Source organism: Pseudomonas sp. NPDC087803, assembly GCF_044742995.1.
Taxonomy (GTDB): domain Bacteria; phylum Pseudomonadota; class Gammaproteobacteria; order Pseudomonadales; family Pseudomonadaceae; genus Aquipseudomonas.
Map to the genome: position 1 here is coordinate 1 of NZ_JBIUVO010000031.1, position 13506 is coordinate 13506.

16 protein-coding genes and 1 pseudogene are annotated in these 13506 nt (G+C 60.5%); 15 read left to right on the forward strand and 2 right to left on the reverse strand.

Annotated elements, in window-relative coordinates; all coding sequences use genetic code 11:
• The 4 genes from ACIOUG_RS16240 to ccoP form a co-directional block, all read left to right on the forward strand.
• On the forward strand, nt 1–479 hold a 479-nt coding region (locus tag ACIOUG_RS16240), incomplete at its 5' end, for a cbb3-type cytochrome c oxidase subunit I (RefSeq protein ID WP_401066938.1).
• Complete coding sequence (gene ccoO, locus ACIOUG_RS16245) at nt 479–1087, forward strand: cytochrome-c oxidase, cbb3-type subunit II (protein WP_003223378.1); 609 nt, start codon at nt 479–481, stop codon at nt 1085–1087. The genes ACIOUG_RS16240 and ccoO, both read left to right, overlap by 1 nt.
• Nucleotides 1088–1093: 6 nt before the next feature.
• Nucleotides 1094–1279 carry a CcoQ/FixQ family Cbb3-type cytochrome c oxidase assembly chaperone gene (locus ACIOUG_RS16250; RefSeq protein ID WP_003175465.1) on the forward strand — a complete coding sequence of 62 codons (186 nt, stop codon included), beginning with the start codon at nt 1094–1096 and terminating at the stop codon, nt 1277–1279.
• Nucleotides 1276–2259: a cytochrome-c oxidase, cbb3-type subunit III gene (gene ccoP / locus ACIOUG_RS16255; RefSeq protein WP_103521589.1), complete on the forward strand. Its 984-nt coding sequence runs from the start codon at nt 1276–1278 to the stop codon at nt 2257–2259. Before ACIOUG_RS16250 ends, ccoP begins: the two co-directional genes overlap by 4 nt.
• A 54-nt stretch (nt 2260–2313) precedes the next feature.
• Here the strand turns inward: ccoP and ACIOUG_RS16260 are convergent, their stop codons facing one another.
• Nucleotides 2314–3318 (reverse strand): metallophosphoesterase family protein, encoded by a 1005-nt coding sequence (locus ACIOUG_RS16260; RefSeq protein ID WP_401066939.1) that lies wholly within the window; start codon nt 3316–3318, stop codon nt 2314–2316.
• A gap of 252 nt (nt 3319–3570) precedes the next feature.
• Between ACIOUG_RS16260 and ACIOUG_RS16265 the strand changes: the two genes are divergently transcribed.
• The 9 genes from ACIOUG_RS16265 to hemN all read left to right on the forward strand — a co-directional run bounded on the left by ACIOUG_RS16265 (nt 3571) and on the right by hemN (nt 11918).
• A complete protein-coding gene (locus ACIOUG_RS16265) occupies nt 3571–3771 on the forward strand; it encodes a hypothetical protein (RefSeq protein ID WP_401066940.1) in 201 nt (66 codons plus the stop codon).
• 175 nt (nt 3772–3946) lie between these two features.
• Nucleotides 3947–4201 (forward strand): type II toxin-antitoxin system prevent-host-death family antitoxin, encoded by a 255-nt coding sequence (locus ACIOUG_RS16270; protein WP_225138169.1) that lies wholly within the window; start codon nt 3947–3949, stop codon nt 4199–4201.
• Complete coding sequence (locus ACIOUG_RS16275; RefSeq protein WP_401066941.1) at nt 4201–4611, forward strand: type II toxin-antitoxin system VapC family toxin; 411 nt, start codon at nt 4201–4203, stop codon at nt 4609–4611. The genes ACIOUG_RS16270 and ACIOUG_RS16275 overlap by 1 nt, the downstream gene beginning before the upstream one ends.
• Before the next feature lie 222 nt (nt 4612–4833).
• Nucleotides 4834–6249 carry a cytochrome c oxidase accessory protein CcoG gene (gene ccoG, locus ACIOUG_RS16280; RefSeq protein ID WP_401066942.1) on the forward strand — a complete coding sequence of 472 codons (1416 nt, stop codon included), beginning with the start codon at nt 4834–4836 and terminating at the stop codon, nt 6247–6249.
• Between the two features lie 11 nt (nt 6250–6260).
• Nucleotides 6261–6800: a FixH family protein gene (locus tag ACIOUG_RS16285; protein WP_401066943.1), complete on the forward strand. Its 540-nt coding sequence runs from the start codon at nt 6261–6263 to the stop codon at nt 6798–6800.
• 163 nt (nt 6801–6963) lie between these two features.
• Nucleotides 6964–9414 carry a heavy metal translocating P-type ATPase gene (locus ACIOUG_RS16290; protein ID WP_401066944.1) on the forward strand — a complete coding sequence of 817 codons (2451 nt, stop codon included), beginning with the start codon at nt 6964–6966 and terminating at the stop codon, nt 9412–9414.
• A 22-nt stretch (nt 9415–9436) separates the two neighbouring features.
• A complete protein-coding gene (gene ccoS / locus ACIOUG_RS16295; RefSeq protein WP_025110359.1) occupies nt 9437–9649 on the forward strand; it encodes a cbb3-type cytochrome oxidase assembly protein CcoS in 213 nt (70 codons plus the stop codon).
• On the forward strand, nt 9642–10325 hold the full coding sequence (locus ACIOUG_RS16300) for a sulfite exporter TauE/SafE family protein (protein ID WP_401066946.1): 684 nt from the start codon (nt 9642–9644) through the stop codon (nt 10323–10325). The genes ccoS and ACIOUG_RS16300 overlap by 8 nt, the downstream gene beginning before the upstream one ends.
• A gap of 210 nt (nt 10326–10535) precedes the next feature.
• Nucleotides 10536–11918: an oxygen-independent coproporphyrinogen III oxidase gene (gene hemN, locus ACIOUG_RS16305; RefSeq protein ID WP_401066948.1), complete on the forward strand. Its 1383-nt coding sequence runs from the start codon at nt 10536–10538 to the stop codon at nt 11916–11918.
• Here hemN and ACIOUG_RS16310 read toward each other — a convergent pair.
• Nucleotides 11915–12397 carry a hypothetical protein gene (locus tag ACIOUG_RS16310; RefSeq protein WP_401066950.1) on the reverse strand — a complete coding sequence of 161 codons (483 nt, stop codon included), beginning with the start codon at nt 12395–12397 and terminating at the stop codon, nt 11915–11917. The two genes, hemN and ACIOUG_RS16310, sit on opposite strands and share 4 nt — an antisense overlap.
• A gap of 155 nt (nt 12398–12552) precedes the next feature.
• Here ACIOUG_RS16310 and fnr point away from each other — a divergent pair, with 155 nt between their 5' ends.
• Entirely contained in the window at nt 12553–13287 is a 735-nt protein-coding gene (fnr, locus tag ACIOUG_RS16315; protein ID WP_025110355.1) for a fumarate/nitrate reduction transcriptional regulator Fnr, read from the forward strand.
• A gap of 78 nt (nt 13288–13365) precedes the next feature.
• Nucleotides 13366–13506: pseudogene (locus ACIOUG_RS16320) on the forward strand (hypothetical protein); the annotation flags it as partial.

The window sequence follows — 13506 nt, forward strand, 5'->3', positions numbered from 1 at the left end:
CCTTCGAAGGCCCGATGATGGCGATCAAGACCGTCAACTCGCTCTCACACTACACCGACTGGACCATCGGCCACGTTCACGCCGGCGCGCTGGGCTGGGTGGCGATGATTTCGATCGGCGCGATCTACCACATGATCCCGAAACTGTTCGGTCGTACGCAGATGCACAGCGTCGGCCTGATCAACGCGCACTTCTGGCTCGCGACCATCGGTACCGTGCTGTACATCGCCTCGATGTGGGTCAACGGCATCACTCAGGGTCTGATGTGGCGTGCAATCAACGATGACGGCACCCTCACCTACTCGTTCGTCGAAGCGCTGCAGGCCAGCCACCCGGGCTACATCGTCCGTGCCCTGGGCGGTGCATTCTTCGCCAGCGGCATGCTGTTGATGGCTTACAACGTCTGGCGCACCGTGCGCGCCTCGAACCCGGCTGAAGCCGAAGCCGCCGCCCAGATCGCTGTCGTTGGAGCTCACTGATGAAGCATGAAGCTGTCGAGAAGAATATTGGCCTGCTGGCCTTCTTCATGGTCATTGCCGTCAGCATTGGCGGCTTGACCCAGATCGTTCCGCTGTTCTTCCAGGACGTCACCAACAAGCCGGTCGAAGGCATGAAGCCGCGTTCGGCGCTGGAACTGGAAGGCCGCGACGTCTATATCGCCAACGGTTGTGTCGGCTGCCACTCGCAGATGATCCGTCCGTTCCGCGCTGAAACCGAACGCTACGGCCACTACTCGGTCGCCGGTGAAAGCGTCTGGGACCACCCGTTCCTGTGGGGTTCCAAACGTACCGGTCCGGACTTGGCTCGTGTGGGTGGTCGTTACTCCGATGACTGGCACCGTGCGCACCTGTACAACCCGCGCAACGTGGTGCCTGAGTCGAAAATGCCGGCTTACCCGTTCCTCGTGGAAAACAAGCTCGACGGCAAAGACACGGCCAAGAAAATGGAAGTGTTGCGCACGCTCGGCGTCCCTTACACCGACGAAGACATCGCCGGTGCAAAAGATGCCGTGAAGGGCAAAACCGAAATGGACGCGCTGGTGGCCTACCTTCAGGGCCTGGGCACCATCATCAAAAGCAAACGGTGATTCTTCATGGATATCGGGATGATTCGCGGCCTGGGCACCGTTGTCGTGATGGTGGCCTTCATCGGTTTGGCGTTGTGGGTGTTCAGCCCCAAGCGCAAGTCGGAGTTTGAAGACGCAACCTTGCTGCCTTTTGCGGATGATCCCGAAGCCATCAAGCACGTCGAGCAAGCTTCTAGGAGTAACAAAGAATGACTACATTCTGGAGTCTGTACGTCACAGTCCTCAGTCTCGGTACGATCTTCGCCCTGACCTGGCTGCTGCTGTCGACCCGCAAGGGCCAGCGCAGCGAACAGACGGACGAAACGGTCGGCCACTCCTTCGACGGGATCGAGGAGTACGACAACCCACTGCCAAAATGGTGGTTCATGCTGTTCGTGGGCACTATCGTGTTCGCCCTCGGTTATCTGGTGCTGTACCCGGGCCTGGGCAACTGGAAAGGCCTGCTGCCGGGCTACAACTACCTCGATAACGACAAGCAGACCGCGTTCGCCAATGGCAAGACCGGCTGGACCGGCGTGCATGAGTGGGAAAAGGAAATGGCCCGCTCGGACGCCAAGTTCGGTCCGATCTTCGCCAAGTTCGCGGCAATGCCGATCGAGGAAGTCGCCAAGGACCCGCAAGCACTGAAGATGGGCGGCCGTCTGTTCGCCTCCAACTGCTCGGTGTGCCACGGTTCCGACGCCAAGGGCGCCTATGGCTTCCCCAACCTGACCGACGCCGACTGGCGCTGGGGCGGCGAGCCGGAAACCATCAAGACCACCATTATGGGCGGTCGTCACGCAGTAATGCCGGCCTGGGCCGAAGTGATTGGCGAACAAGGCGTAGCCGACGTCGCAGCCTTCGTGGTGACCCAGCTCGATGGCCGCAAACTGCCGGAAGGCACCAAGGCTGATCCGGCCAACGGGCAGAAACTGTTCGCCGCCAACTGCGTGGCCTGCCACGGTCCAGAAGGCAAAGGCACCCCGGCGATGGGCGCGCCTAACCTGACCCACCCGGCCGCGTTCATCTACGGTTCGAGCTTCGCGCAACTGCAGCAGACCATCCGTTACGGCCGTCAGGGCCAGATGCCTGCGCAGGAACAACTGCAAGGCAACGACAAGGTGCACCTGCTGGCGGCTTACGTTTACAGCCTGTCCCACGGTGAAAAAGCGCCGGAAACCGAGGCGCAGTAAGGCCAACGCCCGACGCAAGATAAAGCCCCCGCCAGTGCTCTGGCGGGGGCTTTTTCATGGGGCACTGGCCCAGATCGACTTCACCGGCACGGTGGCCACCGGCGTACGTTTGCGCCACTGATTGTCCTCGACCAGACTCACCTCCAATTGCCTGCGATCCTTGGAAAAACTGGCGGTCAGGTACGTCTGTTGAGAAGCCGAACCGCTGAGAAACATCGGCACCCCGCCCTTGTAACTTTTCATGCCGCCATCGGCATGGAAATGCCCGGCGAAAATTGCCGTTACCTGATACTTTTCAATCATGTTCAAGAAGCGCTTTTCCTGATCCCAGCTACCTTTCCACTCGTAAGGCTTGTGCATATTGATAATGATCGCGTAGCCCTGCGCTCGCGCTATGCGCAAATCATTTTCCAGCCAGTCCAGCGACGCCCGGATATCGAATGAGGTCGGATTCAAGGCGTGAGAAATCTTCACCGCATAAGTGGGTTCATTGTTCAACTGCACCAGATGCACTTCACCAATATTCTTTGAATAAGCCAGACTACCCAGATAGTGTTTACTCACAAAGCTGCCAGTGACTTCCAGATCAAACTCATCGACTTTACCGACATGATGATCACGGTAATCAACAATACTGCCCGCTGCGCAACTTTCACTGAAACAGTCATTCACGTTGTTCTGATAGTCGTGATTGCCCAATCCGTAGAGCACGTGATCGCCAAAGTGTTTTTTCAGCATCGAACCGACATAGGAGCGCTGCCAGCCATGGCCGAACGCGGTCATGTCGCCGTTGATCATCAGGGGCACGGCGTCCTGCCCGCCCATCTCGTTGCGAAACTGGGCAATGCTCGCGAACTGGGTTTCCACCAGCCATTTCGCGCGCCTTTCGAAATCCGCGCTCGATTCATCTTCACCACTGTCCGATTTTTCCGTCCACGGGTATTGCGGATCCGAGGCGAACACCATGTGCTGCGGAGCACCTTCATTGGCACTGGCAAGAGAAGTCAGTGACAACAGGCACAGACACGCGAAAAGTTTTTTAACTTCCTTGATTTTCATAACACTCCATTAATCCGTTAAATTTCAAAACACGAACATGCAACTAACACGCTGCAGAACAGCCAATAAGCTATTCGATAAAAACAAGAAAACAAAACCCATAAATTAACTAACGATATTTCTGAAAGTTTGAAATCAACTTTGAAATTAATACTTTGAGACACATGCCTGATGGACTCGTTTCTCGATGCTCTGTAGGGTCTTCCACAGCCCGATGACCCGCATCGGAGCCACTTCAAGGATGAAGCCGCCATGTTGAATGACGAGAAAAACCCTCTCCCGGTTGATCAGGCTCTTGCTGAACCTGATCATCCAGTCGAATCATCGGAAAACCCCGTGGAATCCATTGCCGTGACACTCGGCAACCCGTTGAAACCCGATCCCGACAGCACCACAAAACCCCACAAAAATACCGGCAGTCTCGACAGCCTCGGCGGCGGCAGACTTCCCTGAGTCTTGAAGCCACGTCTGAATCAACCCGAGCCGGCCTGCGCCTTGTGCGAGGCTGGCTCGACTAATGCCAGCCACGGACCGACCAACGGACGGCTGAGCCCTGTTTTCCTCGATTGCCGCCCCCCAAGGCGAAGTAGTAATGTTGCTACATCTGTATTGCGAGAGGTCAACCACGATGGCAATCACCACCATCTCCAGCCGTGAATTCAATCAGGACACCAGCGGTGCCAAAAAGGCTGCGCGTCTGGGTCCAGTGATCATCACCGACCGTGGCAAGGCCTCTCATGTCCTGTTGAGCATTGAGGAATATCAGAAACTGAGCGGCGCAAACACGAGCATTGTCGATTTGTTGGTCATGCCGGAGGCTGCCGACATCGATTTCGAAACCGAGCGCGCAGTCATCATTCATCGTCCCGTGGATCTGTCCTGATGTACTTACTCGACACCAATGTGATTTCCGAACTTCGCAAGCCGCAAGCCGATGCCAATGTGGTCAGTTGGGCCAAAGGCGTCATCGCCCCGCGCCTGTACATTTCCGCCATTACTTTGAAAGAACTGGAAACCGGAGTACTGCGAATGGAACGGCGTGATCCTGCTCAAGGAAAGCTGTTGCGCAGTTGGCTGACGCGTCACGTCATGCCAGCATTCGAAGCCCGAATCCTGCCGGTTGATGCCGCGGTGGCACTGCGTTGTGCCAGCCTGCATGTGCCCGACCAGGCCAATGAAAGCGATGCTTTGATAGCTGCCACGGCCCTGGTGCATGGACTCACGGTGGTCACGCGCAATGTCGGTGATTTCCGGTCGAGCGGCGTCGCTCTGATCAACCCGTGGGAACAATGAATTAGCCGCCACCACAAAACCGTCCATACTCAACAAGTCAATTGATCTGCATCAGGCTTTGCTGCATTCGCTACACCAATAATGCTTTTTCCCCAACGCGACCAAAGGTCGCACCCTTGAGCCAGAGCGACAGGCGTATCATTGCGCCACTGCAACACCCCTTTCTGACCGCGGTCGGCACGTATCGACCGAGGCATTTGTCCACTGCCGTGGGATGCAATGATGAGCAACCAGATTCCGGTACACGACGTCACACCACCGAGCAAAAACGCGAACAACAGCGTCGACCTTTACGCCTCTCGAGAAAAAATCTACACCCGCGCTTTCACCGGTCTGTTCCGCAATCTGCGGATGATCGGCGGCGCCGCGCTGTTCCTGTTGTATTTCGGTACGGTGTGGCTGAACTGGGGCGGGCATCAGGCGGTGTGGTGGAACCTGCCGGAACGCAAGTTCTTCATCTTTGGTGCGACCTTCTGGCCGCAGGACTTCATTCTGCTGTCCGGCCTGCTGATCATTGCCGCGTTCGGCCTGTTCTTCATCACCGTTTACGCCGGCCGCGTCTGGTGCGGTTACACCTGTCCGCAAAGCGTGTGGACGTGGATTTTCATGTGGTGCGAAAAGGTCACCGAAGGCGACCGCAACCAGCGGATCAAGCTCGATAAAGCGCCGATGAGCGGCAACAAGTTTCTGCGCAAGCTCGCCAAGCATTCGCTGTGGCTGCTGATCGGTTTCGTCACCGGCATGACCTTCGTCGGCTACTTCTCGCCGATCCGCGAGCTGGTGTACGAGTTCTTCACCGGCCAGGCCGATGGCTGGTCGTATTTCTGGGTCGGTTTCTTCACCCTCGCCACCTACGGCAATGCCGGCTGGTTGCGCGAACAGGTGTGCATCTACATGTGCCCCTACGCACGTTTCCAGAGCGTGATGTTCGACAAGGACACCCTGATCGTTTCCTACGACCCGCGTCGCGGCGAAAGCCGTGGCCCGCGCAAGAAAGGTGTCGACTACAAGGCCATGGGCCTGGGCGATTGCATCGACTGCACCATGTGCGTTCAGGTATGCCCGACCGGCATCGACATCCGTGATGGCCTGCAGATCGAGTGCATCGGCTGCGCCGCGTGCATCGACGCCTGCGACGCGATCATGGACAAGATGGAATATCCGCGCGGCCTCATCAGCTACACCACCGAACACAACCTGTCGGGGCAGAAAACCCATAAACTGCGGCCACGCCTGATCGGCTATGCGGTGGTGCTGCTGGCGATGATCAGCCTGTTGGTGACGGCGTTCTTCATGCGCTCGCTGGTCGGCTTCGACGTCAGCAAGGACCGCGTGCTGTACCGCGAAAACGCCGAAGGCCGGATCGAAAACGTCTACAGCCTGAAGATCATGAACAAGGATCAGCGCGACCACACCTACGTGCTGGAAGCCGCCGGTCTGCCGGACCTGCGCTTGCAGGGCAAACGCGAGATCAAGGTGCCGGCCGGCGAAATCTTCAGCATGCCGGTGGAGTTGTCGAGCGCACCGGAACAATTGCCGTCGAGCACCAACGAGGTGAAATTCATCCTCAAGGATGCCGACGACGACAGCGTCCACGTTGAAGCCAAGAGCCGATTCATCGGCCCACAAACCCGTTGAGAGAACTGAACATGCCCGCAGCAAACGCCGCCAGTCCTTGGTACAAGCACCTCTGGCCATGGATCATCATCGGGATTCTGGCCTGTTCGGTGACCTTGACCCTGTCGATGGTGACCATTGCGGTAAACAACCCGGACAACCTGGTCAACGACAACTACTACGAGGCCGGCAAAGGCATCAACCGTTCACTGGATCGCGAGCTGCTGGCACAGAACCTGAAGATGCGCGCCAACGTGCATCTGGATGACGTGACTGGCGAAGTCGACCTGCGCCTGAGCGGTGACAGCCAGCCAAAAACCCTGGAACTGAACCTGATCTCGCCGACCCAGCCGGAGAAGGATCGCAAGATCGTCCTGACCCGCAGCGAAACCGAAACCGGCCGCTACATCGGCCAGTTGGGTGACAAGGTCGAAGGCCGGCGTTTTGTCGAATTGCTGGGCACGCAGGACGATCACGTGTGGCGCATGTTCGAAGAAGAACTGGTCAGCCATGACAAGGATCTGCTGCTCGGTGACGAACCGCTGCAGGGCGCCGAAGACCTGGATAAATAAAAATCTGCACTGTGGCGAGGGAGCTTGCTCCCGCTGGGGTGCGAAGCGCCCCTATAACCAGCCTCCCGGTTCATTCAGGCAGAATGAATTGCTTCCATACGACTGCTTCGCAGCCGAGCGGGAGCAAGCTCCCTCGCCACAATAGATTTGCACGGCACCACAAATGACCACCCCACTCCCCTGCTACCACTGCGCCCTGCCCGTTCCGTCGGGCAGCCGCTACACCGCCGTCGTGCTCGGGGAGTCCCGCGAGTTCTGCTGCCCCGGCTGCCAGGCTGTGGCCGAAGCCATCGTCGCCGGTGGCCTGGAAAGCTATTACCAGCATCGCAGCGAAGCCTCGGCCAACCCCGAAGCCTTGCCGGTGCAGTTGACCGATGAACTGGCGCTGTACGACCGCGCCGACGTGCAAAAACCCTTCGTCCGTCACGAGGGCGAACTCGCCGAAACCACCCTGTTGATGGAAGGCATCAGCTGCGCCGCCTGCGGCTGGCTGATCGAGAAACACCTGCGCACCCTGCCGGCAGTGGCCGAGGCGCGTCTGAACCTGTCCAATCATCGCCTGCACGTGCAATGGGCCGACGCGCAATTGCCGCTGAGCCAGATCCTCGCCGAGCTGCGCCACATCGGTTACGCCGCCCACCCGTATCAGGCCGACCGCGCCAGCGAACAACTGGCCAGCGAAAACCGCCTCGCCCTGCGCCAGCTCGGTGTCGCCGGATTGCTGTGGTTCCAGGCGATGATGGCGACCATGGCCACCTGGCCGGAATTCAACATCGACCTCAGCCCCGAGTTGCACACGATCCTGCGCTGGGTCGCGCTGTTCCTCACCACGCCGATCGTGTTCTACAGCTGCGCGCCGTTCTTCAAGGGCGCCATGCGCGATTTGCGCACCCGGCATCTGACCATGGACGTCTCGGTGTCGCTGGCGATCGGCAGTGCCTACATCGCCGGGATCTGGACCTCGATCACTGGGGTCGGCGAGCTGTATTTCGATGCGGTCGGGATGTTCGCGCTGTTTCTCCTCGCCGGGCGCTATCTGGAGCGACGCGCCCGCGAACGCACCGCCGCTGCCACCGCGCAGCTTGTGAACCTGCTGCCGGCCTCGTGCCTGCGCCTCGACGCCGACGGCCAGAGCGAACGCATTCTGCTCAGCGAATTACGCCTCGGTGACCGGGTACTGGTGCAACCGGGGTCGATCCTGCCGGCGGATGGCAAGATCCTCGACGGCCAGTCGAGTATCGACGAGTCGCTGCTGACCGGCGAATACCTGCCGCAACCGCGCACGCTGGGCGATGCGGTCACCGCAGGTACGCTGAACGTCGAAGGCGCGTTGACCGTCGAGGTGCTGGCGCTGGGTCAGGACACGCGCCTGTCGGCCATCGTCCGCCTGCTCGATCGCGCCCAGGCCGAGAAGCCGCGACTGGCAGAAATCGCCGACCGCGCCGCGCAATGGTTCCTGCTGTTGTCGCTGATCGCGGCGGCGGCCATCGGCCTGTTGTGGTGGCAGCTGGATGCGTCGCGAGCGTTCTGGATCGTCCTGGCGATGCTGGTCGCGACCTGCCCTTGCGCGCTGTCACTGGCGACCCCGACGGCGTTGACCGCCGCCACCGGCACCTTGCACAAACTCGGCCTGTTGCTGACGCGCGGCCATGTGCTGGAAGGCCTGAACCAGATCGACACGGTGATTTTCGACAAGACCGGCACCCTCACCGAGGGGCGGCTGGTTTTGCGTTCGATTCGCCCACTGGGCACGCTGAACAGCGAACAGTGCCTGAGCCTTGCCGCCGCGTTGGAAAACCGTTCGGAACACCCGATTGCCCGCGCCTTCGGGCGTGCGCCACTGGCCGCCGAGGAAGTGCACAGTACGCCGGGACTCGGCCTCGAAGGGCTGGTCGGCACGCAGCGTTTGCGCATCGGTCAGGCGAAGTTTGTCTGCGCCCTCAGCGGTTCGCCGTTGCCGGCGATGCCGGATGAACCGGGTCAGTGGCTGCTGCTCGGCGATGACTCGGCAGCGCTGGCGTGGTTCGTCCTCGACGACCGCCTGCGCGACGATGCCCCTGCCCTGCTCGCCGCATGCAAGGCCCGTGGCTGGCGTACGCTGCTGCTGTCCGGCGACAGCTCGCCGATGGTCGCCAGTGTCGCCGCCGAGCTGGGTATCGACGAGGCTCGTGGTGGTCTGCGCCCGGATGACAAACTGCAGGTGCTGCAACAACTGCACGCTCAAGGTCGCAAAGTGCTGATGCTCGGCGACGGGGTGAATGATGTACCGGTGCTGGCCGCTGCCGACATCAGCGTGGCCATGGGTTCGGCCACCGATCTGGCAAAAACCAGTGCCGATGCGGTGTTGCTGTCCAACCGTCTCGACGCGCTGGTACAAGCCTTCACGTTAGCGCGCAGGACCCGTCGGGTAATCATCGAGAACCTGCTGTGGGCCGCGCTGTACAATGGCCTCATGTTGCCGTTCGCCGCCCTCGGCTGGATCACTCCAGTGTGGGCCGCGGTCGGCATGTCGATCAGTTCGTTGACCGTGGTGCTCAACGCCCTGCGCCTGACTCGCCTGCCGAGCGCGCCGGTGGTCGGCCCCCGTTCAGAAACCCGCCCGTTGCCGGCCTGAGCCGCAAGGGCCTGGAGTACCGATGCCAGCTCTTTACGTGATGATCCCGGCCGCCCTGCTGATCGTGGCCATCGCCGTGTACATCTTCTTCTGGGCGGTGGACAGCGGGCAGTACGACGACCTCGACGGCCCGGCCCACAGCATCCTGTTCGATGACCAGGACCCGAACCACACCGCCGCCGTCGACGAAGCCAAATCCGATAAACCGCAGGACAAGGCGCCACCCCATGCTTGAACTGGCGCCCCTGCTGGTTTCGGCGCTGATCCTTGGCCTGCTCGGCGGCGGCCATTGCCTGGGCATGTGCGGCGGCCTGATGGGCGCGCTGACCCTGGCGATTCCCAAGGAGCAGCGCAGCCGGCGCTTTCGCCTGCTGCTGGCGTACAACCTCGGACGCATCCTCAGTTACGCGACGGCCGGTTTGCTGATCGGCCTGGCGGGTTGGGCGGTGGCGAACAGTCCGGCGGCGATGTTGATGCGTATTCTCGCCGGGCTGCTGCTGATCGCCATGGGCCTGTATCTGGCCGGCTGGTGGAGCGGCCTGACCCGCATCGAAAGCCTCGGGCGCGGGTTGTGGCGCTACATTCAGCCGGTGGCCAATCGGCTGCTGCCGGTGTCGAGTCTGCCCCGCGCGTTGCTGCTCGGCGCGCTGTGGGGCTGGCTGCCGTGCGGGCTGGTTTACAGCACGCTGCTGTGGTCGGCGAGCCAGGGCAATGCGCTGGACAGTGCGCTGTTGATGCTGGCGTTCGGACTGGGAACATGGCCGGTGCTGCTGGCGACAGGGCTGGCTGCGGAGCGGGTGACCGCACTTTTGCGCAAACGCAGCGTGCGCGTGGCAGGCGGCTTATTGGTGATTGTGTTCGGGATCTGGACGCTTCCTGGCCCTCACCAACATTGGTTGATGGGTCACTAAAACTGTGGCGAGGGAGCTTGCTCCCGCTGGGGTGCGAAGCGCCCCCCGATTTGACAGCAAAACCAGGGGCCTGCTGCGCAGTCCAGCGGGAGCAAGCTCCCTCGCCACAAAAGCAGTCACTACCAATCCGCCGTTGATGCAAATCAACAGCCCCATCGCCGCACCCCGATAGACTCGCCACACTGCCAGCCTATCCGGGGGAATGCCCGCATGCTCGACGCCATTCGTTGGGACACTGATCTTATCCGCCGCTACGACCTGGCGGGGCCGCGCTACACCTCGTATCCGACCGCCGTGCAATTCAACAGTCAGGTCGGCACCTTTGACCTGTTCCATGCCCTGCGCGACAGCCGCAAGGCGCTGCGCCCGTTGTCGCTGTACGTGCACGTGCCGTTCTGCGCGAACATTTGCTACTACTGCGCCTGCAACAAGGTCATCACCAAGGATCGCGGGCGGGCACAGCCATATCTGCAAAGGCTGGAGCAGGAAATCCAGTTGATCGCCTGCCACCTGGAACCGGCGCAGAAAGTCGAGCAGTTGCATTTCGGCGGCGGCACCCCGACTTTTCTCAGCCACGACGAACTGCGTCAGCTGATGGCGCACCTGCGCAAACATTTCAATCTGCTGGATGACGATTCCGGTGACTACGGCATCGAGATCGACCCGCGCGAGGCCGACTGGTCGACCATGGGCCTGTTGCGCGAACTCGGTTTCAATCGGGTCAGCATCGGCCTGCAAGACCTCGATCCGGCGGTGCAGCGCGCGGTCAATCGCCTGCAAAGCCTTGAGGAGACCCGCGCAGTCATCGACGCGGCGCGGACCCTGCAATTTCGCTCGATCAACATCGACCTGATCTACGGCCTGCCCAAGCAGACCCCGGAGAACTTCGCGCGCACCGTCGAGGAAGTCATCAGCCTGCAACCGGACCGGCTCTCGGTGTTCAACTATGCGCACTTGCCGGAGCGTTTCATGCCGCAGCGGCGGATCAACAGCCACGAGCTGCCGAGCCCTGCGCAAAAACTCGACATGCTCCAGCGCACCATCGAACAACTGACCGCCGCCGGTTACCGCTACATCGGCATGGATCACTTCGCTCTGCCCGACGATGAGCTGGCGATTGCTCAGGAAGAACAGACTCTGCAACGCAATTTCCAGGGCTACACCACCCACGGCCATTGCGATCTGATTGGTCTGGGGGTCTCGGCGATCAGTCAGATCGGCGATCTCTACTGCCAGAACACCAGCGATCTGAACCAGTACCAGAACACCCTTGCCGCCGCGCAACTGGCGACCAGCCGGGGCCTGGTGTGCAACGCCGATGATCGCCTGCGCCGCGCAGTGATCCAGCAACTGATCTGCAATTTCAGCCTGGAGTTCGCCGAGATCGAGCAAACCTTCAATATAGATTTTCAGGGTTACTTCGGCGCGCTGTGGCCGCAACTGCAAGGCATGGCCAATGACGGGCTGATCAAGCTGGAACGCGAGCGCATCGAAGTGCTGCCGGCCGGACGCCTGCTGGTGCGCTCGGTGTGCATGGTGTTCGACGCGTATCTGGAACAGCAGAACCGGCAGCGCTTCTCGCGGGTGATCTAGTTTTTCGTCAGCAGCGAGCCGAGTTTGAGATTCTGCTCGGCGCTGAGGCCGGACTGATCCATGACTTTGGACAGGGCCAGATTGGCGCTGATCAGCCCGGTATTCAGCGCGGCGATGGCACCGCGCAGCGCGGCGAGCATGTTGACCTTGGCTTCGTTGGTCATGGTTCTGTCGGACATGACGGCCGCCATCCGGGCTTTCTTCTCGGCGATCTCTTTTTGCAGTTTGCGGATCATCTTCAGCAACTGCTGGACGTTCTCCGGCAAGCCGCTGTCTTCGATGTCGCTATTCTCGCCCCCGGCGCTGTAGGATTTTTCGATGGAGGCGCCGGACAGCGACACTTTGACGCCCTCGACCAAGGTCGGGCTTGCCAGCGGCGCAGAGTCGGCATTCTGTTCATCGCCGCCCCCTGTTCTGGCGGTGCTCGGCACAGACGCAACGCCGCTGTTACCGGGGTTCAGGGTATCAATGGCGGCCATCGAAGCGATTCCTTGCATGCGTGGTGATACCCCTTTATCGGCCACTTGCCCTGCGGCTTTACGCCCGCGGGGCAATCTCGCCACAGACTGGCCTGAATGTCCTCCCGTGGGTTACCCTTACGGCTTATGTGTGTTTTCCCACAAGGATTTAAGAAATGTCCGAGCCAGTTAAACTGCGCGCTCACAACCAGGCCCATTGCAAGGATTGCAGCCTGGCCCCTCTCTGCCTGCCACTTTCTCTGAATCTGGAAGACATGGATGCGCTGGACGAAATCGTTAAACGTGGCCGCCCGTTGAAAAAGGGTGAGTTCCTGTTCCGCCAAGGCGACACCTTCGATTCCGTTTATGCAGTACGCTCCGGCGCCCTGAAGACCTTCAGCCTGAGCGACACTGGCGAAGAACAGCTCACCGGTTTCCACCTGCCGAGCGAACTGGTCGGCCTGTCCGGCATGGACACCGAGAAACACCCGGTGTCGGCCCAGGCCCTGGAAACCACCTCGGTCTGCGAAATTCCCTTCGAACGCCTCGATGAACTGGCCCTGCAACTGCCGCAGCTGCGTCGCCAGTTGATGCGGGTGATGAGCCGCGAGATCCGCGACGACCAGCAAATGATGCTGTTGCTGTCGAAAAAAACCGCCGACGAGCGTATCGCCACTTTCCTGGTCAACCTGTCGGCCCGCTTCCGCGCTCGCGGGTTCTCGGCCAACCAGTTCCGCCTGAGCATGTCGCGCAACGAAATCGGCAACTATCTGGGCCTCGCGGTGGAAACCGTGTCGCGGGTGTTCACCCGCTTCCAGCAGAACGAACTGATCGCCGCCGAGGGCAAAGAGATCCACATCCTCGATCCGATCCAGCTCTGCGCCCTGGCCGGCGGCTCGCTCGAAGGCTGATCTCGATCCGCGGTTGAGCGAAGCGTTTCAGCCGCGGGTATACTGCGCCGTTTGCAGCCCTGCCAGGACACCTCGACGATGGTCTTCGACTCCTTCGACATCAAATCCCTGATCCGCCCCGTGATCGACTTCCCGAAACCGGGCGTGATCTTTCGCGACATCACCCCGCTGTTCCAGTCGCAAAAGATCACGCCCGGTTTCGGGAAGTCGATCACGGGG